Below are 22,162 nucleotides of genomic sequence, written 5' to 3' on the forward strand. Positions count from 1 at the left end.
ATTAACAAAAGGCTCTTTTCAACCAGGTAAGGTGTGCTGACGTATTTTCATATTGAGTATCGACTTGCCCATTAACTTCTTGAGCCATGTAGTCATATTTCTTTGACGGGCATCAAATTTGCTGGTGATATTAGTAACCACCGCTGTGTCTCAGCAATCCGCCCTGGTACCACCAGTAGAAAGCCTTTGGCAAGAGAAGCCAACGGTTGCGGGCTAACGATTACCCCGTCTCCAGCATCGTGAAGCTCACAATCCTCGCTTTTCCCAGCTCTTTTGCCTGGTACAGGGCCACATCCGCCGCGCGCAGTATATTACAGGCTGTTAGCACGCTACTAAGCTGATCTTCACCTGTGCTCTTCTGCCCGTTATTATCCAGGCTAACTACGGGGTTGTCGGAGACGGTGATTCGTCAGCCGCTTGATGAGGCCATTGCTCAGGGGGATCTGACCGAGAGTGAGACGCACTGGCAGATCACCCAGCACGGAAAACTGTTTTTAAACTCGCTGCCTGAACTGTTTCTCACCGAATAAGATCCCAAGTGCATTTACCGGATAAAGCCATCCGGCAAACTGCCTGATGGCGCTGCGCTTATCACTTTGACTTTCAAGTCTGATAAGCGCAGCCGCCTTCAGCGATTAAAACTGATTAAACATCGTCTGGATCTGTTTCGGATCTTTAGTCTGCGTCAGCGCCAGTTGCAGCAGTACGCGTGCCTTCTGTGGGTTCAGGGAACCAGAGGCAACGAAACCGTATTTCGCATCATCGATTTCAGCATCCTGCGTGGTTGAACCCGTCGGTACGCGGGAAGAACGCACCACAACAGTCCCTTTATGCGCTGCGGTTGCCAGCGTATCGAAGACTGTTTTGTACAGGTTGCCGTTACCCACACCCGCGCTCACAATCCCATCATAACCGGCATCCACCAGCGCTTTTGCCGGCAGATCTGAAGCATTCGCGTAGTTATAGACGATACCGACCTTCGGCAGCTCATTCAGCTTAGAAACGTCGAACGGCGTGGAGGTGGTATGCTTACGCGCAGGCGTTCGCTGGTAGTCGATTTTACCGTTATGAATGTACCCCAGCGGTCCGTAGTTTACGGATTTGAAGGTCGCCACATCGGTGGTGTTGGTTTTGGTCACGTCGCGCCCGTCAAGCACGGTGTCATTCATCACCACCAGCACGCCACGGCTGGCAGAGGCTTTATCCGCCGCGGTCACCACCGCGTTATAGAGGTTGAACGGACCGTCTGCGCTCATCCCGGTAGACGGACGCATTGCGCCAACCAGCACCACTGGCTTATTGCACTTCACGGTTAGATCGAGGAAGTAAGCGGTCTCTTCCATGGTGTCTGTACCGTGGGTAATCACGAAGCCGTCGGTGCTGTCACACTCGTTATTGATCTTTTTCGCCAGGATTAACCAGACGTCGTCGTTCATATCCTGCGAACCGATATTGACGACCTGCTCACCCTTAACGTTAGCGATATCCTTAAGTTGAGGAACGGCTTTGACCAGATTCTCTACGCCAACTTTGCCCGCCGTATAGTTAGATTTAGTTGCGGAGTCACCGCCACCGGCAATCGTCCCGCCGGTCGCTAAAATGGTGATGTTCGGTAAGGCGAGCGCTGCACCGCTGAAACCCATAACCAGTGCTGCCAGTGCCGTTTTCCTGAAAAACTCCATGTTATTTCTCCAGTTACGTGAATTTATCGTATTATCCCAACCTCATAGTTGAATAATGTGATTTCATCCAGTTAACCAGACAAATGTATTTTTTAGATTGTTAAATTTAGAGGTGGATGTCGCTTCCACCCGAACCACCAGCAAAATCGCCGTTGCTACGTTTCTGAAAAACCTGCCACAACCACTCTGAAAGGGTTTCCATCTTCCCAGCAGCACTTTCAGCAATACCCGTTTATTCCTCAACTCATCAATCAATACGACGTTCATCAAACCAGGCCACACTGAATTTGGCCACCTGAGCAGAGGTGATGGACTGACTCCGCATCGGTATTACCCATTTTGGTAGCTGATGGCACTCTCCTGCTGTGAGATAATGCGTACGCAAACGGTTTCGTACCGTTTTCGACACATATATCTTGATGGAATTGATGCCTGGTTTTTTCATTCTGGACGCCACCGTTCCCTGACGAGGCGTCTTTTTTTCCGTTACTAAAGCGTTAACGGATAATGAAAAAGTGCTGTGTAAAGCAGGAGAAAATGCTAAATGTGATTTAGCCGTTTTTGATTTTTAGGTCGACTTGAGATTGAGGTTTTCCGAATAGATATCCCTGCACGAGATCGCAGCCAAGTGCCTGAAGACGTTCAAGCTGCGCTTCGGTTTCAACACCTTCTGCGATGACACTCATATTGAGGCTCTTCGCCATACCGGTTATCAATTTGACGATATTAAGCGCATCATCCTGTGTGGAAATAGGATTCACAAAGGATTTGTCTATTTTAATTTTATCAAAATTCAATTCACTCAGTCTTGAGAGCGACGAATATCCCGTTCCGAAATCATCGATGGAAATTTTTACACCCAGAGATCTGAGCTTTTTGAGGATAGTGATTGGCATGTTGCTGTCACTGAAAAGAGAAGATTCCGTCACCTCCAACTCGAGTCGGTTAGCCGGTAGTCCTGTCTCTTTAAGGATGGATTGCACCATCGTCGTAAATGATTTATTACCCAATTGAATAGGTGAGACGTTTACGGAGATCCTTGCCGGAATCGCCCATAACACAGCTTCCCGGCAGGCAAGCTCAAGCACAATTTTCCCGATCTGATTGATCATCCCGGTTTTTTCAGCGACAGAAATAAAGTAATCAGGTGACAGTATCCCCTTCACCGGGTGTATCCAGCGAATAAGCGCTTCATATCCGTAAATTTGATTGCTGAATGAATCGACAATAGGTTGGTAATATACAACGAACTCATGGTTATCCAGTGCTAGTGCCATGTCATGCTCAAGGGTTCTGCTTTCCTGTAATCTTTGCATCATCCACTGACGGAAGACTTTTATCTGCTGTGAACCTTCTTTTTTGGCTTCATAGAGCGCCAGATCGGCAAATTTATAGAGATAATCAGAGCGTCGTTCATTGTCTGATAAAACGATACCCACACAGGTGGCAATTTTTATCAGTTGATTGTTAATAGTATAGGGCTGGCTAATCTCATCGCTGATTTCTTTGGCTCGTGAGAGTGCCGCTGTTTCGGTTAAACCACTGGACAGAAGCGCAAATTCATCTCCTCCCAGGCGGTAAAATGTCTCTGAATCGCAACTCATTGAAGTCAGACGGCGGGATACCTGACGTAACAGTAAATCGCCGGTATCATGGCCATAGGTATCGTTGACCTCTTTGAACCGGTCTAAATCAAATAACATTACCGTTACAGGGATATGGTTTTTATCTGCCTGAAGATTAATTTTGTTGAGATCGTCCCAGAAGTAAAGTCGGTTTTTCATCCCGGTGAGGGAGTCATGATAGACATCATATTCCAGCTTCGCATTCTGAATTTGCAGTGTTTCTTTTGATAACTGGAGCTCTTCAGCAAGGCTTTTAACCTGCATATGTGCTTTGAGAATATTTTTGTTCTGATAGATCATTAAAAATCCCAGGATAAAGCTTAATATCACCAGGAGCAATGAAAGAGCAGAGTAAATATAATAAAGTATCTGTACTTTCTTGTTGGATTCATTAACCGTGTTAATGTCTTTCGTTAATGCTGTTGCAGAAAGTTGACTCAGTGGCGCATCGAGCATATGCATATTTTTCAGGTATGCCTGTAACTCAGAATGGCTCATTTTCTCAAGATGACCATCCAGATAGTTCAGTATTTGCTCTACGCGTGAAGCGAGCTCCTGGTGCGTTTTATCGCTGTCAATATAGTGACCTAAATCTCCCCCTTTCATTAAATCGCCCTGACTCAGCATAATTTCAAGGCGCATGCGGACCTGGTCTATCGTAACGTCATCGGTATCAGTTGCGTATAGACCAAGCCATGATTCAAAACGGTAATACTCAGATACCAGTTGGGCCACCGACCAGGACTCAGTGTATTGAGTCAGTTTTTGCAACTCTTGCTGTCGATCATAAACAAGGTATGCAATATATCCTGTCGTGATAAAAAGAGAAAAAATGATACCAACCAGTATCCTGTTCATTATGTTCTCCTGAACGACTACTCAATCTTCATTTTGCTAACCTGCCATGCTGATCGTGAGTAATAAATCTGATTATTCAACTCAGGAAGACTGTCATAGGGGTATACAATGAATGATGGGCCTTTATCGCGGATGCGCATATATTCGCCATTGACCTTTAAGGCAAGTATGGCGTTGTATTTTTTGAAGTCACTGAGAGGGATGACGGTAGAGTAATCATTGAGCGCGATAACATTAATGTTTGATCCCTTCGCACCCACATAATCCATGAGTTTGCTCATTGGAACACCCTCAAACTTAGTGCGGCCATTATACCAGGGGGATGTTGTCTCAAAACTCACCATACCCAGTTTTTCAAGGCTGGCGAGATCAAACACTGCTTTCCCATTATCATTGGTATTTTCTATATTACCGTAAATCGTTAAAATGGGTTTACCGACTGGTTTTGGCAGTTCGCCAGCCCAGGTCAAACTCGGTGCCAGACAGCATAACAGCAGTAGGATTAATCGCATTTTGGCCTCCACTTTTTTACCAGAAGTATAAGAATTATAATTTAGTTATCATACTAGTTTATATATTTTGTTGAGACGCTACTGTTTTTATACATTTTTTGCGTGTAAATCAAGTGAAATCAACGAGTTGTGTTTGTGGGGTGAAAGGGTGTTTTCTGCATAAAAAACGGTTAAGTTGTTGAGATAAACCAATGTTACTTGAATAAACTCCCCCGCGTTTAAAAAATGATCGCTTTAATTGATTGATATTTTCTCACACTACTGATTTTACCCGGCCCGGTAACGTAGAAAAACACAACATAATGGGTGGCGAAGCCGTACGTTTATCCAGCTGGGCGAGAACGTGTAAGCCACGTTGTTGCAGGCGGGAAAAATTCATACCGGAAAACCTGTTTAATCAGCCCGCCTCCAGCATCCCAAAACTCACAATCCGTGACCGACCCAACTCTTTCGCCCGGTATAGGGCCACATCCGCGGCGCGCAGCAGGTTGTCACTCTGGGCATGCTGGGGATAGCTGGCAATACCAATCGAGACATCCACCGGCCCAATTTCTGTAAGCCCGTAGCGAAGCGACAGCTCATGCACGCCGTTGTAAATCTTCTGTGCGCAGGTGTGAGCCTCTTCTTCACCAGCACCGGAGAGCAGAACCAGAAACTCTTCACCCCCATAGCGGAACGCCAGTCCGTTGTCATGTGCCGCCCGCTGAACAATCGACGCCACGCTTTTGATCACCTGATCGCCCGCTTCATGGCCGAAGCGGTCATTGATGCTCTTGAAGTGATCGATGTCGATCATCATGCAGCTTAACGGTTCACTGTTACGCATCGCCTGCGTCATTTGGGTTTGCAGGGTATCTTCCAGATGATGACGATTACGCAAACCGGTAAGCGGGTCAAACAGGGCTTTTTCCAGCAATGCGTCGCGTAGTCGCTGGTTGGCGAGCGCCAGACCGAGTGCTTCGGCCATCAGTTCCAGATACGCGCGGGAAGGGGCATTATCCGCAGTGATATTCTGGAAGGAGAGCAAACCAATCGCCTCGCCCTGGGCGATAAGCGGCACGCACAGTGAACTATTCGACTGTGACTCCGGCAGGTGGTAGCAGGCGATATCTGGCTCACCATTTACCGGCGGGTGGCTCTGCCCGCGACGCACGGCCCAGCACTCATCCGGATGGAACGTCGTCTTTTCCCCGATCGGTGAAAGCCATTGTGCGACACAGCGCATCTGCCACGGATCGCGGTCAAGCACGTAGAGTTGGCCCGCTATCCCCGGTGCGATATTCGGTGCAAACAGCTCCGCCACGTTAATCACATCGTTAAAGTTCTCGCACCCTTGCAGTCGCTGGGTCATGCGCGCGAGCAGCTCGCGGATGGCCCAGTCGGCATCGCGCTCTTTTTCCAGACGTTGTCGCGCCAGGCCGTTTTCACGGAAGATGCGGATGGCTTGTGCCATATCACCGATCTCATCAATCTGGTTGAAATTGGGCGTTTCAACCGCGTAATCCTGTGATGCCAGGCGGTGTACCACATCACTCAGACGCACCACGGGGCGCAGCACGCGACGTTTTAATATAAAGCCGAGCACAAACAAGAACAGCAGGGCGGTCAGAGCGACCATCAGCTCAGAAGCCGTACGCAGCGCTTTCGATTTTTTGGTTGCATCCTGAACGGAGGCGATGACGCGTTTGTCGAGTATCTGGTGAAAGTGATCGATCTGCTTCTGCGCACGCTCCAGCTCCTTCTCATAGGGCTCACCATAGAGCAGAGCAATGGCCTGAGCGTCTTCTCCTTGCTCAAGGCTGGCTAGCGCGGTTTGCTGTTCGTCCTGAAGTTCATCGATGATTTTTATGCCTTCACGCAGCAGGGACAGTTCATCATCCGATGCACCGTTGTCCCGTAATTTTTCCAGCCGCAATTCAATGTTCTTCAGATAGCCCTCTGACTGTTGGTATTCCCTGAACGTTTGCGGATCTTTTTTAATGACGTACAGGCGTGCCAAATCAGACTGCGCCCACGCGTCGGTCTCCACATCTTCAGTAAGCCCATCAAAACGCTGGCGTTGTTCCACCGCCTGACGTTCTGCGGTGTCGGCATTGGAGGCCATCAGCATGATGATGCCGGAGGCGATGGTCAGGCAGACAGTGGCACCATAGGCCCAGTTTGTTATCGTCGCGATTCGCACCTGATGATCCTTTTACGACATGAGTAGGATGGCGTTCTTTCAAATTATAGAAAACGTTTGATTTAAGGCGAAAAAAAAGGCGGTACAGTGCCGCCTGGTATGGTTTTTATCGTCACATCCTCACAAATCCGGAGGATTCTTTCCTTCTTCGATGAAATCTGCGTCCAGTTCTTCGGCGTTACCTTCGTGATCGCGCCCGGAGAAGAGGTTCCAGCAGGCAATAAACAGCGCGGCGATCAGCGGGCCAATCACAAAGCCATTAATGCCGTACAGCTCCATGCCGCCAAGAGTGGAGATCAAAATCAGATAGTCCGGCATTTTGGTGTCTTTTCCCACCAGCAGCGGGCGCAAGATATTGTCTACCAGCCCAACGATGATCACGAAGAAGCCTACAATAAACAGCCCCTGCCAGATCTGATGCGTGGCGAACAGGAAGATGGCGGCTGGCACCCAGACAATCGCCGAGCCGATGGCGGGCACCAGCGAGAGGAACGCCATCAGCGCGCCCCAGAGCACGCTGCCGTCAATACCCGCGATAGCAAACGCAATCCCGCCGAGGATGCCCTGAACCACCGCCACCGCTGCTGTTCCTTTTACCGTGGCACGCGACACGCCGACGAATTTGGCGAACAGGTGCTGCTTGGCGAAATCCGAGAGGGGGAGGGAGTCGAGGATCTGGCGCACCAGATACGGGCCGTCTTTCAGCAGGAAGAACAGCAGATAAAGCATGATGCCGAAGCTAATCGCAAAACCAAATGTTCCTTTGCCAATCAGAAACGCGCTGCCGGCCAGATACTGTCCACCCTGCAGGGCGACATCCGAGAGTTTTTTCTGAATCTGTGCCGCGTTGTTCAGGTTGTGATCCGCCAGGAAACCGCTGGCCCAGTCTGGCAGGTGGTTGAAGATGCTTGCCACTACTTCCGGGAATTGCGTGTTGTTCTCCTGTAGCTTGGTGTAAACCACGTTCAACTCAATGGCGAGTGAGGAGAGGATCACCATCAACGGGATGAACACAATCAGGCAGATGATGCCGATGGTCAGCAGCGAGGCCAACCCGTTGCGATCCCCTAGCGCGGCGCGCAATCTGTTTTTTACCGGGTTAAAAATGACCGTCAGGATCGCGGCCCACAGTATCGCGGAGAAGTAGGGCGACAGCACGTCGAAGAAGGCCCAGGTGACAAGGGCAAGAATAAAAATAAAGAAACCTTTGGTCAGTCCGTTAAAGCGCATCAGTCAGTCCTGGTTACTAAGAAACAGTGTCGACTATAGAACTGATTGTGAGAATTACCAACCTTACGCCGGGTGGCGGGCAGTGTTACGGTATGAATCCGCTCTTCACGGATACCACTTTCGACTGACCGAAGATCGCCTCTTCCCGCACCATGCTGTAAGTATCTGCTTGCGGAGGTGCTTATGGCCTGGCGTCCGATTCTTTATGTGATCCTCACCACCCACCCCAGACTCAGCTCGCGGCGCGCCCGTTTGCGTCTGGTCATCTAGCTTTTTATTAACAATCGCGGTATAACACACCTTCTTTGGATGTTTAGATGTCCATACGTATAGAAGGTAATATGCAAACACAACAAGAAAATGGGCAGCTTAAGCGCACCATGAAAACACGCCACCTGATAATGCTCTCGCTGGGTGGCGTGATTGGGACAGGGTTATTCTTCAATACTGGCTACATCATTTCCACGACCGGGGCGGCGGGCACGCTGCTGGCGTACCTGATAGGCGCGCTGGTGGTCTGGCTGGTGATGCAGTGTCTGGGCGAGCTCTCCGTGGCGATGCCGGAAACCGGCGCGTTTCACGTCTACGCCGCACGCTATCTGGGGCCGGCGACGGGTTATACCGTGGCATGGCTCTACTGGCTGACCTGGACGGTGGCGCTCGGGTCGAGCTTTACTGCCGCTGGGTTCTGCATGCAGTACTGGTTCCCGCAGGTGCCCGTCTGGGCCTGGTGTGTCGTGTTCTGCGCGGTGATTTTTGGTCTGAACGTGATCTCCACGCGCTTCTTCGCCGAGGGCGAGTTCTGGTTCTCGCTGGTCAAAGTGATCACCATCATCGCCTTTATTATTCTTGGCTGTGCGGCAATCTTTGGTTTTATCCCGATGCAGGACGGTTCGCCTGCGCCAGGCTTAACCAATATTACGGCTGAAGGCTGGTTCCCGCACGGTGGCCTGCCGATCCTGATGACCATGGTGGCGGTGAACTTTGCTTTCTCCGGCACAGAGCTTATCGGTATTGCAGCCGGAGAGACGGAAAATCCGCACAAGGTGATTCCGGTCGCTATCCGTACCACTATCGCGCGCCTGATTATCTTCTTTATCGGTACCGTATTTGTACTGGCGGCGCTGATCCCGATGCAGCAGGCGGGAGTGGAAAAGAGTCCGTTCGTGCTGGTGTTTGAAAAGGTCGGCATTCCTTATGCGGCAGATATCTTTAACTTTGTGATTTTGACGGCGATCCTCTCGGCGGCCAACTCCGGGCTGTATGCTTCGGGCCGCATGCTGTGGTCGCTTTCGAACGAGAAAACGCTGCCGCGCTGTTTTGCTCGCGTTAATAAGAACGGCGTACCGCTGACGGCGCTATCCGTTTCTATGCTTGGCGGCGTGCTGGCGCTGTTCTCAAGCGTGGTGGCACCGGACACGGTGTTTGTGGCGCTGTCGGCGATTTCTGGCTTTGCGGTGGTGGCGGTGTGGATCAGCATCTGTGCGTCGCACTTTGTTTTCCGTCGTCGTCATTTACAGTCCGGCCAGCCTCTCTCGGCTTTGCAGTACCGCGCGCCATGGTATCCGCTGGTTCCCGTGCTCGGATTTATCCTCTGTGTGGTGGCCTGTGTTGGGCTGTGGTTTGACCCAAGCCAGCGCATTGCCCTTTATTGCGGGCTTCCGTTTGTTGCCCTGTGTTATGGTGCCTACTACCTGACCCGAAATATGACATCGCAGGAGCCTGAACATGTCGCAGAATAATCCGCTTACCGCCATCCTCGAAAAACAGCCATTTGTGGTGCTGGATGGCGCGATGGCAACAGAGCTGGAAGCTCGTGGTTGTAATCTTGCAGACAGCCTCTGGTCTGCCAAAGTGCTGGTCGAAAACCCGGATCTTATCCGTGAAGTTCACCTCGACTACTACCGGGCAGGCGCGCAGGTGGCGATCACCGCCAGCTATCAGGCCACGCCTGCGGGCTTTGCAGCGCGCGGTCTGGACGAGGCGCAATCTCGGGCGTTAATTGGCAAAAGCGTGGAACTGGCGCGTAAGGCGCGTGAAGCGTATCTGGCTGAAAACCCACATGCGGGTACGCTGCTGGTGGCCGGTTCCGTTGGGCCGTATGGTGCGTATCTGGCGGACGGCTCTGAGTATCGTGGCGACTATGTACGCAGCGAAGAAGAGTTCACCACCTTCCACCGTCCACGCGTAGAAGCGCTACTGGATGCGGGAGCGGATCTGCTGGCCTGCGAAACGCTGCCGTCTTTTGGGGAAATCAAAGCGCTGGCGGCACTCCTGGCCGAGTATCCCCGCGCACGGGCGTGGTTCTCCTTTACCCTGCGGGACAGCGAACACCTGAGCGACGGTACGCCGCTGCGGGAAGTGATTGCGGAGCTGGGGCATTATCCGCAGATTGTCGCGCTGGGCATCAACTGCATCGCGCTGGAAAACACCACTGCGGCGCTGAAACACCTGCAGAGTCTGACCTCGCTGCCTCTGGTGGTTTACCCGAACTCGGGCGAGCATTATGACGCGGTAACCAAAACCTGGCACCACCACGGTGAAGCGTGCGAGACGCTGGCAGGGTATTTGCCACAGTGGCTGGACGCAGGGGCCAAATTAATCGGTGGATGCTGTCGGACCACGCCTAAAGATATTGCTGAGCTGAACGCGCAGCGCTGATGCCCTCTCCCTCTCCCACAGGGAGAGGGAAAAAACAACACCGCACAAAATCAACTATCCTTTCCCGCTTTTTATCTAAAAACGAATCGTTATGAGCGATTCATTTTTATTCCTTTATCAAAATTCCCGCGCCGGAAATACTGCCCTCATAACAACAAGGGGAGCAGGCACTATGGCAATTTCATCGCGAATCACACTTCTCGGCGCACTGGCGCTGTGGGCATTTCAGGCGCAGGCGGTAGACGTCACCGTCGCGTATCAAACCTCTGCGGAACCGGCGAAAGTCGCGCAGGCGGACAACACCTTTGCCAAAGAGAGCGGCGCGAAGGTTGACTGGCGCAAGTTCGACAGCGGGGCGTCCGTCGTGCGTGCGTTAGCCTCCGGCGATGTGCAGATCGGCAATATCGGATCCAGCCCGTTGGCGGTAGCCGCCAGCCAGCAGGTGCCGATTGAGGTTTTCCTGCTCGCCTCGCAGCTCGGTAACTCTGAAGCGCTGGTGGTGAAGAAGAACATCACCAAACCGGAAGATCTGATCGGCAAACGCATCGCCGTGCCGTTTATCTCCACCACCCACTACAGCCTGCTGGCGGCGCTGAAACACTGGGGCATCAAACCGGGCCAGGTGCAAATCATCAACCTGCAGCCGCCGGCAATTATCGCGGCCTGGCAGCGCGGCGATATTGACGGCGCGTACGTCTGGGCACCGGCTGTCAACGAACTGGAAAAAGACGGTACCGTGCTGACCGACTCTGAAAAAGTGGGCCAATGGGGCGCACCAACCCTCGACGTGTGGGTCGTGCGTAAAGACTTCGCCGAGAAACACCCTGAGGTGGTGAAAGCCTTTGCCAAAAGCGCGATTGACGCCCAGCAGCCCTATATCAGCAACCCGGATGAATGGCTGAAGCAGCCCGCCAACCTGGAGAAACTCTCCCGCCTGAGCGGCGTGCCGGAAGCGGACGTACCGGGGCTGGTGAAAGGCAATACCTATCTCACCCCCGCGCAGCAGGTGCAGCAGCTGACCGGGCCGGTGAACAAAGCGATTGTTGATACCGCCACCTTCCTGAAAGAGCAGGGCAAAGTGCCTGCGGTGGCCGCTGATTACAGCCAGTACGTGACCGATCGTTTTGTGAAATAAGGAGTCCGCCATGCTGAATATTACGAACCTGTACGCCGATTACGGCGGTAAACCCGCGCTGGAGGATATCAACCTGACGCTGGACAGCGGTGAACTGCTGGTGGTGCTGGGCCCGTCCGGGTGCGGAAAAACCACGCTGCTGAATCTGATCGCCGGGTTTGTCCCTTATCAGCATGGCACCATTCAACTGGAAGGCAAAAAGGTTGAAGGCCCGGGCGCCGAGCGCGGCGTGGTCTTCCAGAACGAAGGATTACTTCCCTGGCGCAATGTGCAGGAAAACGTGGCGTTTGGGCTACAGCTTGCGGGCATCAATCGCGAACAGCGGCTGGAAACGGCACGGACGATGCTGAAAAAAGTGGGGCTGGAAGGGGCGGAAAAACGCTTTATCTGGCAGCTTTCCGGCGGTCAGCGGCAGCGCGTCGGTATTGCCCGCGCGCTGGCCGCGAATCCGCAGCTGTTGCTGCTGGACGAGCCGTTCGGGGCGCTGGATGCCTTCACCCGCGAGCAGATGCAAACCCTGCTGCTGCGCCTGTGGCATGAAACCGGCAAACAGGTGCTGCTGATCACGCATGATATTGAAGAGGCGGTATTTATGGCCACCGAACTGGTGTTGTTATCGCCAGGGCCTGGGCGCGTACTGGAACGCCTGCCGCTGGATTTTGCCCGCCGCTACGTCACAGGAGAACCCGTGCGCAGCATCAAATCCGATCCGCTGTTTATTGAACAGCGTGAATACGTCTTAAGCCGCGTGTTTGAACAACGGGAGGCGTTCTCATGAGCATCGTCTTCAGTGAAAAAACGCGCCGCACGCGTATGGTGCTGCGCTGGCCTTTCTCGCACCAAATCACACTGAGCGTCGGCACGCTGCTGGTATTACTGGCGGTGTGGTGGCTGGTGGCTGCCCAGCAGTGGATTAGCCCACTGTTTCTGCCACCGCCGGGACAGGTGCTGGCCAAACTTATTTCCATCGCCGGGCCGCAGGGCTTTATGGATGCCACGCTGTGGCAGCACTTAGGCGCAAGCCTGGCCCGTATTCTGGTGGCGCTGCTGGCGGCGGTCATCATTGGTATTCCGGTGGGAATTGCGATGGGGTTGAGCCCGACTGTTCGCGGCATTCTCGACCCGCTGATTGAGCTTTACCGCCCGGTCCCGCCGCTGGCGTACCTGCCGCTGATGGTTATCTGGTTTGGTATTGGTGAAACGTCAAAAATTCTGCTGATTTATCTGGCGATTTTCGCCCCGGTCGCCATGTCGGCGCTGGCGGGGGTGAAGAGCGCCCAGCAGGTGCGGATCCGCGCGGCGCAGTCGCTGGGAGCAAGCCGCACGCAGGTGCTGTTGTTCGTGATTTTACCCGGCGCGCTGCCGGAGATTTTAACCGGACTGCGCATCGGCCTCGGCGTGGGCTGGTCCACGCTGGTGGCGGCGGAGCTGATTGCAGCCACGCGCGGCCTTGGGTTTATGGTGCAGTCTGCCGGAGAGTTTCTGGCGACTGACGTGGTACTGGCAGGAATTGCGGTGATCGCCGTGATTGCCTTTGGATTAGAACTGGGGCTGCGCGCGTTACAGCGCCGCCTGACGCCCTGGCATGGAGAAATACAATGAGTGAACGTCTGACCATTACCCCGCTGGGGCCGTACATTGGCGCGCAGGTGTCGGGGCTGGATGTGACCCGTCCGCTGAGCGATAACCAGTTCGAGCAGTTGTACCACGCAGTACTGCGCCATCAGGTGGTGTTCCTGCGCGAACAGGCGATAACCCCGCAGCAGCAGCGCGCTCTGGCGCTGCGTTTTGGTGACCTGCATATCCACCCCGTCTATCCGCATGCGGAAGGCGTGGAGGAGATTATCGTTCTGGATACCCACAACGATAATCCACCGGATAACGACAACTGGCACACTGATGTGACCTTTATTGAGACGCCGCCTGCCGGGGCGATTCTGGCGGCGAAGCTGTTACCGGAAACCGGCGGCGATACGCTGTGGGCTAGCGGCATAGCGGCCTTTGAAGCGTTGTCCGCGCCGTTCCGGACGCTGCTGAGCGGCTTGCGGGCGGAGCATGACTTCAAAAAATCGTTCCAGGAGTACAAGTACCGTAAGAGCGAAGAAGAACATCAGCGCTGGCAGGAAGCGGTTGCAAAGCATCCACCGTTGCTACATCCGGTCGTGCGTACTCACCCGGTAACGGGCAAGCAGGCGCTGTTCGTCAACGAAGGGTTCACCACGCGCATTGTGGACGTGACGGAAAAAGAGAGCGAGGCGTTGTTGAGTTTCCTGTTTACGCATATCACTAAACCGGAATTTCAGGTGCGCTGGCGCTGGCAGGAGAACGATCTGGCGATCTGGGATAACCGCGTGACGCAGCATTACGCCAATGCGGATTACCTGCCGCAGCGCCGGATTATGCAGCGGGCAACGATTTTGGGCGATAAGCCGTTTTACCGTCCTTAACCCGTCGCTCCCGTAGGCCGGGTAAGCGCAGCGCCACCCGGCGAAAACGGTGCACAATTGCCGGGTGGCGGCTACGCCTTACCCGGCCTACAAAATACCGCACATTTAAAGGTGCGCCTCAATATACCGCTGATAGCGGTTCGCCTTCAGGTAACACAAATCCACCAGCACCAGTCCGTCGACGCAGTCGTTAAATGTCGGGTCGCTGCCAAAATCAATAAACTGCACGCCGCCGGGTTCGCAAAGCTCGGAATACTGTTTGTAGAGCGGGGGAATGCCGCAACCGAGGTTTCCGAGCAGCGATTTAAGCTTCGTCAGGTCATCCACATAATCCACGCCGCTAAACTGTGCCAGAACATCCGGCAGCGATGCCGGATACGGCTGACGTGAGGCGGCTAATGGATGTGTCGCCGGGAACCAGAGACGGTAAAATGCCACCAGCAAATCCCGTGCGGCAGGCGGTAAGCCACCGGAAATGGAGACCGGGCCAAACAGGTAGCGATAGTGCGGATAACGCGCCAGATACGCTCCAATGCCGGACCACAAATAATCCAGACCACGACGTCCCCAGTAGCGTGGCTGAATGAAGCTGCGCCCCAGTTCAATACCGTGCTCCAGCACATCCTGCATTTTGTCGTCGTAGTGGAACAAGCTATAGCTGTACAACCCTTCCAGACCGCGACGCTCAACCTGTCTGGCGGTAGGCATAAAGCGGTACGCGCCGACGATCTCCAGATCCTCATCATCCCACAGGATCAGGTGCAGATAATCATCATCATAACGGTCGGTGTCCCGGCGTTTGCCGCTCCCTTCTTCCACCGCGCGAAAGGCAATTTCGCGCAGGCGGCCCAGCTCGCGCAACAGCGGGGCATCTTCCTGACCGTTACGTTGCCAAAGATAGATGGTTTTACCGTCGCTGGTATTGCCCAGACATTCGGCCTGCGCCAGCGCGCGCTTCAGGGTGGCCCGGTCTTCCGGGCGGGCGATAGCGCACTGGGTTTTAAAGACGCCAGGCACTCCCTTGCCAAGACGCATCACGTGCTGACGACACTGCTCGGCCATCTCACGTGACGAAAGGGTGGCGCTATGCCAGTGATGCCAGGCGATCTGCTGGCCGATTTTAATCGGCAGCTGGCTATGGCGGCGGCGGAACATCTGCTGCATCAGCAACAGCATCGACAGCGTCGGGGAGACCAGCGTGCTGGCATAAAAGAGCAGGCTGTTATGCGCCTGAATATGCACTGGCAGCAGCGGGGCGCGCAGCTTGCTGGCGAGTTTGATGAAGCCAGAGTGCCATTTTTTATCGCGAATACCCTTACGTGTGGGCCGCGAAACTTCTCCCGCCGGGAAGAAAATCAACACGCCTGCGTTTTGCAGATGCTGTTCCATCTGGACCAGGGACGTTTTCGCCGTCCTGCCACCCATATTGTCCACTGGAATAAACAGCGAACTGAGGGGCTCAAGGTGAGTCAGCATCCGGTTGGTCACGACTTTGACATCGCGTCGTACCCTGGAGACGGCGTACAACAGCGCCAGCCCGTCAAGCGTACCCGTCGGGTGGTTGGCAATAATGACCAGCGGGCCATGTTCGGGGATTTGTTCGAGATCGCGGGCGGAAACGGCGCAGAGAATATCAAGGTGCTCCAGAACTTGCTCCACCATATCCAGACCTTTCAGGTGGCGGTGTGCTGCGGCAAATTGCTGGAATTCGTCTTCGTAAAACAGTCTTTTTAACAGACTTTTTTGCCAGGGTGCTGGCCTCGCCTGAGGCCAAAGATCGTCGAGAACGCTATCGAGGCTAAACATGATTACTCCTCCTGCCGTCTTGCGAAGACAGTAGAAGGAGCAGATGTCGGTTGTATTGCAGTTTGGTGAAGATTAGCGGAGGATTTTTTTCTCGGCCAGATCCAGCGCGAAGTAGCTGAAGATCAGATCCGCGCCTGCGCGTTTGATCGCGCCGAGGCTTTCGAGAACCACTTTCTCTTCATCAATCGCACCTGCCAGGGCGGCGAATTTGATCATCGCGTACTCACCGCTTACCTGATAAGCGCCCAGTGGCAGCTCGGTACGCTCGCGAATGTCGCGCAGGATATCGAGATAAGCACCGGCCGGTTTCACCATCAGGCAATCTGCGCCCTGGGCTTCATCAAGCAGGGATTCACGAATCGCTTCCCGGCGGTTAAGCGGGTTCATCTGATAGGTTTTACGGTCGCCTTTCAGTGCCGTACCCGCCGCTTCACGGAACGGGCCGTAGAACGAGGAGGCAAATTTGGTGGAGTAGGACATGATGGCAGTGTCAGTAAAACCTGCAGCATCCAGGGCCTGACGAATCGCCTGAACCTGCCCGTCCATCGCGGCGGATGGCGCGATGAAATCCGCACCGGCAGCGGCAGCGACGACCGCTTGTTTGCCGAGATTCAGCAGAGTGGCATCGTTGTCCACGCCGTGATCGCACAGCACACCGCAGTGGCCATGAGAGGTGTATTCGCAGAAACACGTGTCAGACATCACCACCATTTCCGGCACTGTCTCTTTGCAGATGCGGGACATGCGTGCGACGAGGCCATCTTCTTTCCACGCGTCGCTGCCGGTGGCATCGGTATGGTGAGAGATGCCAAAGGTCATTACCGAGCGGATCCCGGCGTTGGCGATGCGTTCGATCTCACGCGCCAGATATTTTTCCGGAATGCGCATCACGCCAGGCATGGCTTCGATGGCCTTATAGTCATCAATCTCTTCTTCGACAAAAATCGGCAACACCAGATCGTTTAAGGTCAGTGTTGTCTCTTCAAACATAGCGCGCAGTGCAGGTGACTTGCGCAGGCGGCGGGGACGTGCAATTAAATCGGTCATGGTATGCCTGATGTTTGTGGAACAAAGAGGGCTAGTGTACCCGAAAGCGTCGTGAGGTGTTTATTAAAGTGGGCGGTTTACCGTCAGGTCATGCAAGACGGCGGGAGGGGAGCGTTCGGGGCAAACGGTTTAACATCAACCGCTTGCCCACGGAATATTAATATCAGTTGGACGCGGTAAGCACCTGAGCTTTATTGGCGCTCAGTTCAGCCACTAAATTATTAAGGCCGTCACTCATATTGACGAAACGCGTATGCGGAGAGCGGGTAACCACCACAAATGCGCCTACGTTTGACTGCGGGATCATCGCCATATACGTAATAAATCCACCGCCGCCGCCGGTTTTCTGAATAATACCCGGACGGCCATTTTTCGGTGCCAGATAGACCCAGCCCAGGCCGAGCGCATCGGCTTTACCCGGCACGTCCATCCCAATAACGCGGTGCAGTTGGGTACGCTGATAAATCAGGGTCTGCATACGATCGGCCTGGCTGCTGCGCGAGTAGAAATCCGATGAAAGGAACTGCTGCATCCAGCGCATCATATCGCCAGGCGTGGAGTAAACCCCGCCGCTGCCCACGGCCGCCAGCGTGTTATTACAGGGGCTAGCGCCTTTCTCTGCCACCATCAGGCGACGGCACTGGTCCGGGGACGGGGTAAAGGTGGTGTCTTTCATGCCCAGCGGGCGGGTTATCTGTTCTTCAAACAGCTGCGTGTAGGGTTTACCAGACGCCGTAGAAAGGGCGTCCGCCAGCAGGTCAAACGCCAGGTTTGAATAAGAGGCCTGCGAACCCGGAGCCGCCTTCAGCGTGGCAGTGCTCAGATAGTTCCAGCGCTGGTCGCGCGTTGGCCAGACAAATACGTCACGATGCGCTGCTCCACCAGGCTGCTCACGCGGCAGGGCGCTGGTATGGGTGGCAAGGTTCACAAGCCGGATTGGCGTGCCCTGGTAGGTCGGAACGCGCGCGCCAGGCGGCGCGTATTTGCTGAGCGGGTCGTCGAGCTTAACCACGCCCTGGTCGAGCAGTTTCACCAGCATTTCACTCGTCATCAGCTTGGTTAAGGATGCGATGCGGATAACGGAATCCAGCTGCGGGTGAACGTTATTTCCTGGGCGCGTCTCGCCAAAGCTGCGGAACACGCGCTGGTTGCCGTCGATCACGACCATCGCCATCCCGGTCGCGCCGCTGCCGTAATAGATAAGGTTCGCGTAGCGATCGGCAATATCTGAAGCCAGAACGGGCGCCGTCAGCGGTTGGGCTGCCTGGGCGGTAGAAAAGCTCACCGCACACAGCGCGGCAAAAGAGAGCAGACAACGTTTCAACGAAAAGCATCCATGAAGTGAATGAGGAAAGTAATGGGTATTTATACTACTAATCGGAACCGTGCAATGCCCCGAATTGCATAACGATAGCGAGAAAAACGTAACCATGGGTAAATATGAACAATTTACTTGCAAGCCATCTCCCATTTTGTGACATCGGGCTTATGATAGGCACCTGTGTCACTCAATCTTACGGAGAACGGTATGTCTGAAAAGCGTGTGGTTATGGTTGTCGATATGCAGAACGGCGTATTTGAAACGCCTCGTCATCAGCGTGAAAAGTGTGTCTCTCTGATCAACCAGCTTACGCAGGCAGCCGACAAGGTGATTTTTATCCAGCATACCGAGGCCGGAGGGCTGGAAGAGGGAAGTGATGGGTTTGCATTGCTGCCTGAACTGCACCAGCCTGCTGATGCGCTCTATGTTACCAAGACGGCCTGCGATGCGTTTTATAACACGCCGCTTGAGGCGCTATTACGCGAGCAGGGTATTCAAGAGTTTGTCATCTGTGGTTGTGCCACGGATTACTGTGTCGATGCGACGATAAAGAACGGTGTGAGCCGGGGTTATCACATCACCGTGGCGGAAGATGCCCACACTACCGCCAATCGCCCGGCGGCAGATGCGCAGATCCTGATTAACCACCACAACGACGTCTGGCGTAACTTCATCGCGCCGGCGAATCCTCTCGCGGTGAAACGCACCGAAACAATTCTCGAAAACTGGAAAGCGAACTAATAATTAACCCTCGGGTCTGACCTTTTTGCCTGAGCCTTGAGACGGGCTCAGGCATGATTTTCGTGTGGTGATGTGTTGAACACAGCAAAAGCCATAACAACAAGAAGGAAGCATTATGTTTAAGTCTTTTTTCCCAAAGCCGGGGCCTTTTTTCCTGTCGGCATTTATTTGGGCACTGATCGCCGTTATTTTCTGGCAGGCGGGCGGCGGTACCTGGCTGACGCGCATCACGGGTGCGACGGGCGATGTACCGATTAGCGCGGCGCGCTTCTGGTCGCTGAGCTATCTGCTGTTTTATGCCTATTACATGCTGTGCGTGGGGATGTTTGCGCTGTTCTGGTTTGTGTACTCTCCGCACCGCTGGCAATACTGGTCAATCCTCGGCACATCACTGATTATTTTTGTGACCTGGTTCCTTGTGGAAGTGGGTGTGGCGGTCAACGCCTGGTATGCTCCGTTCTATGATCTGATCCAGACAGCGCTGAGTTCACCGCATAAAGTGACCATTAATCAGTTCTACCACGAGGTAGGCATTTTCCTTGGCATCGCTCTTATTGCTGTAGTCATCGGTGTGATGAACAACTTCTTCGTCAGCCACTATGTTTTCCGCTGGCGTACCGCGATGAACGAACACTATATGGCGCACTGGCAACACCTGCGCCATATCGAAGGTGCGGCGCAGCGTGTGCAGGAAGATACCATGCGTTTTGCCTCCACCCTTGAAGACATGGGTGTAAGCTTTATCAATGCCATTATGACGCTTATTGCCTTCCTGCCCGTGTTGGTTACACTCTCGGCGCATGTGCCGGATCTGCCTATTGTCGGCCATCTACCGTACGGTCTGGTGATTGCAGCAATCGTCTGGTCTCTGATGGGGACGGGGCTGCTGGCGGTGGTTGGGATTAAACTGCCAGGGCTGCAGTTTAAAAATCAGCGTGTCGAAGCGGCTTATCGTAAAGAGCTGGTATACGGTGAAGATGATGCAAACCGTGCATCGCCACCGACCGTACGTGAGCTGTTCAGCGCTGTGCGTCGTAACTATTTCCGTCTCTACTTCCACTATATGTATTTCAACATTGCGCGCATTTTGTATCTGCAGGTGGATAACGTTTTCGGTTTGTTCTTGCTGTTCCCGTCCATTGTTGCGGGTACGATTACGCTCGGTCTGATGACGCAGATCACTAACGTTTTCGGTCAGGTCCGTGGGGCGTTCCAGTACTTAATCAACTCCTGGACCACGCTGGTGGAGCTGATGTCTATTTACAAACGTCTGCGCAGCTTTGAACGTGAGCTGGACGATCGTGACCTGCAGGAAGTGACCAATACTTTTAGCTAATACAGGGAGTTGCTATGTCTTTTGCCGTACCGCGTGCGTTACCGTTGTCCTTACTGACTGCTCTCGTCCTGGTCGGATGCGCCGAAAAAGGGGCTGCTCCGCTCAAGAAGGGCGAAAAGCCGGTTGATGTGGCAAGCGTTGTGCGGCAGAAAATGCCCGCCAGCGTGAAGGATCGCAATGCGTGGGCAGACGCGCTGGCAAAAACCTTTGAAAGCCAAAAGATCGCGCCGACCGAGGAGAATATTTGCTCGGTGCTGGCGGTGGCGCAGCAGGAATCAATGTACCAGTCAGACCCGGTGGTGCCGGGTCTGAACAACATTGCCTGGAAAGAGATCGACCGCCGCGCGGAATCCATGCATATCCCGGTCTTTCTTGTTCATACCGCACTTAAAATCACCTCGCCAAACGGAAAAAGCTACAGCGAACGGCTGGATACGGTGAAAACTGAAAAACAGCTCAGCGCCATCTTTGATGATTTCATCAGTATGGTCCCGATGGGGCAGAAGCTGTTTGGCTCACTGAACCCGGTACACACCGGTGGCCCGATGCAGGTGAGCATCGCGTTCGCGGAGAAGCATACCGACGGCTACCCGTGGAAAATCGACGGTACGGTACGCCAGGAGGTCTTCTCCCTGCGCGGTGGGCTGTGGTTCGGCACGTATCATCTGCTGAACTATCCGGCGAACTACAATGAGCCGCTGTACCGTTTTGCCGATTTTAACGCGGGCTGGTATGCCAGCCGTAATGCGGCGTTCCAGAGTGCGGTCAGCCGCGCAAGCGGCGTCAAGCTGGCGCTGGACGGCGATCTCATCGCTTACGGCAGCAGCGAGGCGGGCAGCACCGAGCTGGCGGTACGGAAATTATCGACAGCGCTTGGCCTGAGCAACAGCGATATTCGCCGTCAGCTTGAGAAAGGTGACAGCCTGGCCTTTGAGAAAACGGATCTGTACAAGAAAGTCTTTGCTCTTGCCGAGCAGAAGAGCGGGAAAACGTTACCGAGAGCTATTCTGCCGGGTATTCAACTGGAAAGCCCGAAGATCACGCGTAACCTGACAACCGCATGGTTCGCAAAGCGGGTGGACGATCGTCGGGCGCGTTGTATGGGGCTTTAACGGCGGCGGCGAACACGCAAAACTAACGCCACGACGCCTAAAATCATACAACCGGCGAGGAAGGGAACAAGGCCAAACAGGGTACTGACACCAAACCCAATCTCAACTCGCGGGCGTCCGTTATCCTGTACCTGCATCAGGTGTTCATATACCCCTGGCGCATGAACCAGCATATTGAGCAGCTGGGAACCGGCCCAGAAGCAGAACAGAACAAACAGGGCATAAGCAATATTACCTGCCGTGGAGGTTTTTGGTTTGCCGCCAAAAATCGGTTTCGACAATGTAAAATCAGCCATGATGACCTCCCGAAATATCACTCTGTTCAATACGCTTCTTACAGGGGGAGTTTGACAGGTCATCGCATTTGTCAATATCAGAATCGTGGTAATTTACCCTCAGGAATTCTCCTGGATTGTCGATTTCTGCAGCACATCACAATTTCATCCCTTAAGTGAAATTGCGTCGCG

General features: G+C 53.8%; 18 protein-coding genes and 1 pseudogene. 10 read left to right on the forward strand and 9 right to left on the reverse strand.

The genetic code is table 11. The features are described 5' to 3' along the window. Positions 1-383: 383 nt before the first annotated feature. Positions 384-530 (forward strand): annotated as a pseudogene (locus ACJ9Y9_RS04945) (YggW family oxidoreductase); the annotation flags it as partial. 105 nt (positions 531-635) lie between these two features. On the opposite strand, the gene ansB reads toward ACJ9Y9_RS04945, so the two are convergent. The 5 genes from ansB to ACJ9Y9_RS04970 all read right to left on the reverse strand — a co-directional run bounded on the left by ansB (position 636) and on the right by ACJ9Y9_RS04970 (position 8,089). Beyond that, positions 636-1,682: an L-asparaginase 2 gene (gene ansB, locus ACJ9Y9_RS04950; protein WP_028017706.1), complete on the reverse strand. Its 1,047-nt coding sequence runs from the start codon at positions 1,680-1,682 to the stop codon at positions 636-638. Positions 1,683-2,233: 551 nt separating this feature from the next. Beyond that, a complete protein-coding gene (locus tag ACJ9Y9_RS04955) occupies positions 2,234-4,165 on the reverse strand; it encodes a bifunctional diguanylate cyclase/phosphodiesterase (RefSeq protein WP_028017705.1) in 1,932 nt (643 codons plus the stop codon). Positions 4,166-4,182: 17 nt separating this feature from the next. Beyond that, positions 4,183-4,677 (reverse strand): molybdopterin-dependent oxidoreductase, encoded by a 495-nt coding sequence (locus ACJ9Y9_RS04960; protein ID WP_028017704.1) that lies wholly within the window; start codon positions 4,675-4,677, stop codon positions 4,183-4,185. A 397-nt stretch (positions 4,678-5,074) separates the two neighbouring features. Next, positions 5,075-6,859 (reverse strand): diguanylate cyclase, encoded by a 1,785-nt coding sequence (locus tag ACJ9Y9_RS04965; protein ID WP_028017703.1) that lies wholly within the window; start codon positions 6,857-6,859, stop codon positions 5,075-5,077. A 120-nt stretch (positions 6,860-6,979) separates the two neighbouring features. Then, positions 6,980-8,089 carry an AI-2E family transporter gene (locus ACJ9Y9_RS04970; protein WP_028017702.1) on the reverse strand — a complete coding sequence of 370 codons (1,110 nt, stop codon included), beginning with the start codon at positions 8,087-8,089 and terminating at the stop codon, positions 6,980-6,982. A gap of 341 nt (positions 8,090-8,430) precedes the next feature. On the opposite strand from ACJ9Y9_RS04970, the gene mmuP reads away from it, so the two are divergent. The 6 genes from mmuP to tauD all read left to right on the forward strand — a co-directional run bounded on the left by mmuP (position 8,431) and on the right by tauD (position 14,332). Continuing rightward, a complete protein-coding gene (gene mmuP / locus ACJ9Y9_RS04975; protein ID WP_028017701.1) occupies positions 8,431-9,831 on the forward strand; it encodes an S-methylmethionine permease in 1,401 nt (466 codons plus the stop codon). Beyond that, a complete protein-coding gene (mmuM, locus tag ACJ9Y9_RS04980) occupies positions 9,818-10,750 on the forward strand; it encodes a homocysteine S-methyltransferase (protein ID WP_028017700.1) in 933 nt (310 codons plus the stop codon). Before mmuP ends, mmuM begins: the two co-directional genes overlap by 14 nt. Before the next feature lie 172 nt (positions 10,751-10,922). After that, positions 10,923-11,885 carry a taurine ABC transporter substrate-binding protein gene (gene tauA / locus ACJ9Y9_RS04985; RefSeq protein WP_023293188.1) on the forward strand — a complete coding sequence of 321 codons (963 nt, stop codon included), beginning with the start codon at positions 10,923-10,925 and terminating at the stop codon, positions 11,883-11,885. 10 nt (positions 11,886-11,895) lie between these two features. Then, positions 11,896-12,663: a taurine ABC transporter ATP-binding subunit gene (gene tauB / locus ACJ9Y9_RS04990; RefSeq protein ID WP_028017699.1), complete on the forward strand. Its 768-nt coding sequence runs from the start codon at positions 11,896-11,898 to the stop codon at positions 12,661-12,663. Then, positions 12,660-13,487 carry a taurine ABC transporter permease TauC gene (tauC, locus tag ACJ9Y9_RS04995; protein WP_028017698.1) on the forward strand — a complete coding sequence of 276 codons (828 nt, stop codon included), beginning with the start codon at positions 12,660-12,662 and terminating at the stop codon, positions 13,485-13,487. The genes tauB and tauC overlap by 4 nt, the downstream gene beginning before the upstream one ends. Continuing rightward, positions 13,484-14,332 (forward strand): taurine dioxygenase, encoded by an 849-nt coding sequence (gene tauD, locus ACJ9Y9_RS05000; RefSeq protein WP_028017697.1) that lies wholly within the window; start codon positions 13,484-13,486, stop codon positions 14,330-14,332. Before tauC ends, tauD begins: the two co-directional genes overlap by 4 nt. A 105-nt stretch (positions 14,333-14,437) precedes the next feature. On the opposite strand, the gene ACJ9Y9_RS05005 is transcribed toward tauD, so the two are convergent. The 3 genes from ACJ9Y9_RS05005 to ampH all read right to left on the reverse strand — a co-directional run bounded on the left by ACJ9Y9_RS05005 (position 14,438) and on the right by ampH (position 18,509). Then, on the reverse strand, positions 14,438-16,138 hold the full coding sequence (locus ACJ9Y9_RS05005; protein ID WP_028017696.1) for a lysophospholipid acyltransferase family protein: 1,701 nt from the start codon (positions 16,136-16,138) through the stop codon (positions 14,438-14,440). Positions 16,139-16,210: 72 nt separating this feature from the next. Next, the gene (gene hemB / locus ACJ9Y9_RS05010) at positions 16,211-17,185 is read right to left on the reverse strand and encodes a porphobilinogen synthase (RefSeq protein ID WP_028017695.1); all 975 of its coding nucleotides are present in this window, start codon (positions 17,183-17,185) and stop codon (positions 16,211-16,213) included. Positions 17,186-17,348: 163 nt separating this feature from the next. Further along, complete coding sequence (gene ampH, locus ACJ9Y9_RS05015; protein WP_028017694.1) at positions 17,349-18,509, reverse strand: D-alanyl-D-alanine-carboxypeptidase/endopeptidase AmpH; 1,161 nt, start codon at positions 18,507-18,509, stop codon at positions 17,349-17,351. Between the two features lie 204 nt (positions 18,510-18,713). Here ampH and ACJ9Y9_RS05020 point away from each other — a divergent pair, with 204 nt between their 5' ends. The 3 genes from ACJ9Y9_RS05020 (at position 18,714) to ACJ9Y9_RS05030 (ending at position 21,695) form a co-directional block, all read left to right on the forward strand. Then, positions 18,714-19,247 carry an isochorismatase family protein gene (locus ACJ9Y9_RS05020; protein WP_028017693.1) on the forward strand — a complete coding sequence of 178 codons (534 nt, stop codon included), beginning with the start codon at positions 18,714-18,716 and terminating at the stop codon, positions 19,245-19,247. 115 nt (positions 19,248-19,362) lie between these two features. Beyond that, a complete protein-coding gene (sbmA, locus tag ACJ9Y9_RS05025; protein WP_028017692.1) occupies positions 19,363-20,583 on the forward strand; it encodes a peptide antibiotic transporter SbmA in 1,221 nt (406 codons plus the stop codon). Between the two features lie 14 nt (positions 20,584-20,597). Further along, positions 20,598-21,695, forward strand: coding sequence for a DUF1615 domain-containing protein (locus ACJ9Y9_RS05030; protein WP_028017691.1), 1,098 nt, complete (start codon positions 20,598-20,600; stop codon positions 21,693-21,695). Here ACJ9Y9_RS05030 and ACJ9Y9_RS05035 read toward each other — a convergent pair. After that, a complete protein-coding gene (locus tag ACJ9Y9_RS05035) occupies positions 21,692-21,991 on the reverse strand; it encodes a DUF2755 family protein (protein ID WP_028017690.1) in 300 nt (99 codons plus the stop codon). The two genes, ACJ9Y9_RS05030 and ACJ9Y9_RS05035, sit on opposite strands and share 4 nt — an antisense overlap. Positions 21,992-22,162 lie beyond the last annotated feature (171 nt).

This window comes from Enterobacter sp. CPE_E1241 (assembly GCF_045618265.1).
In the GTDB taxonomy this organism is placed as follows: domain Bacteria; phylum Pseudomonadota; class Gammaproteobacteria; order Enterobacterales; family Enterobacteriaceae; genus Enterobacter; species Enterobacter adelaidei.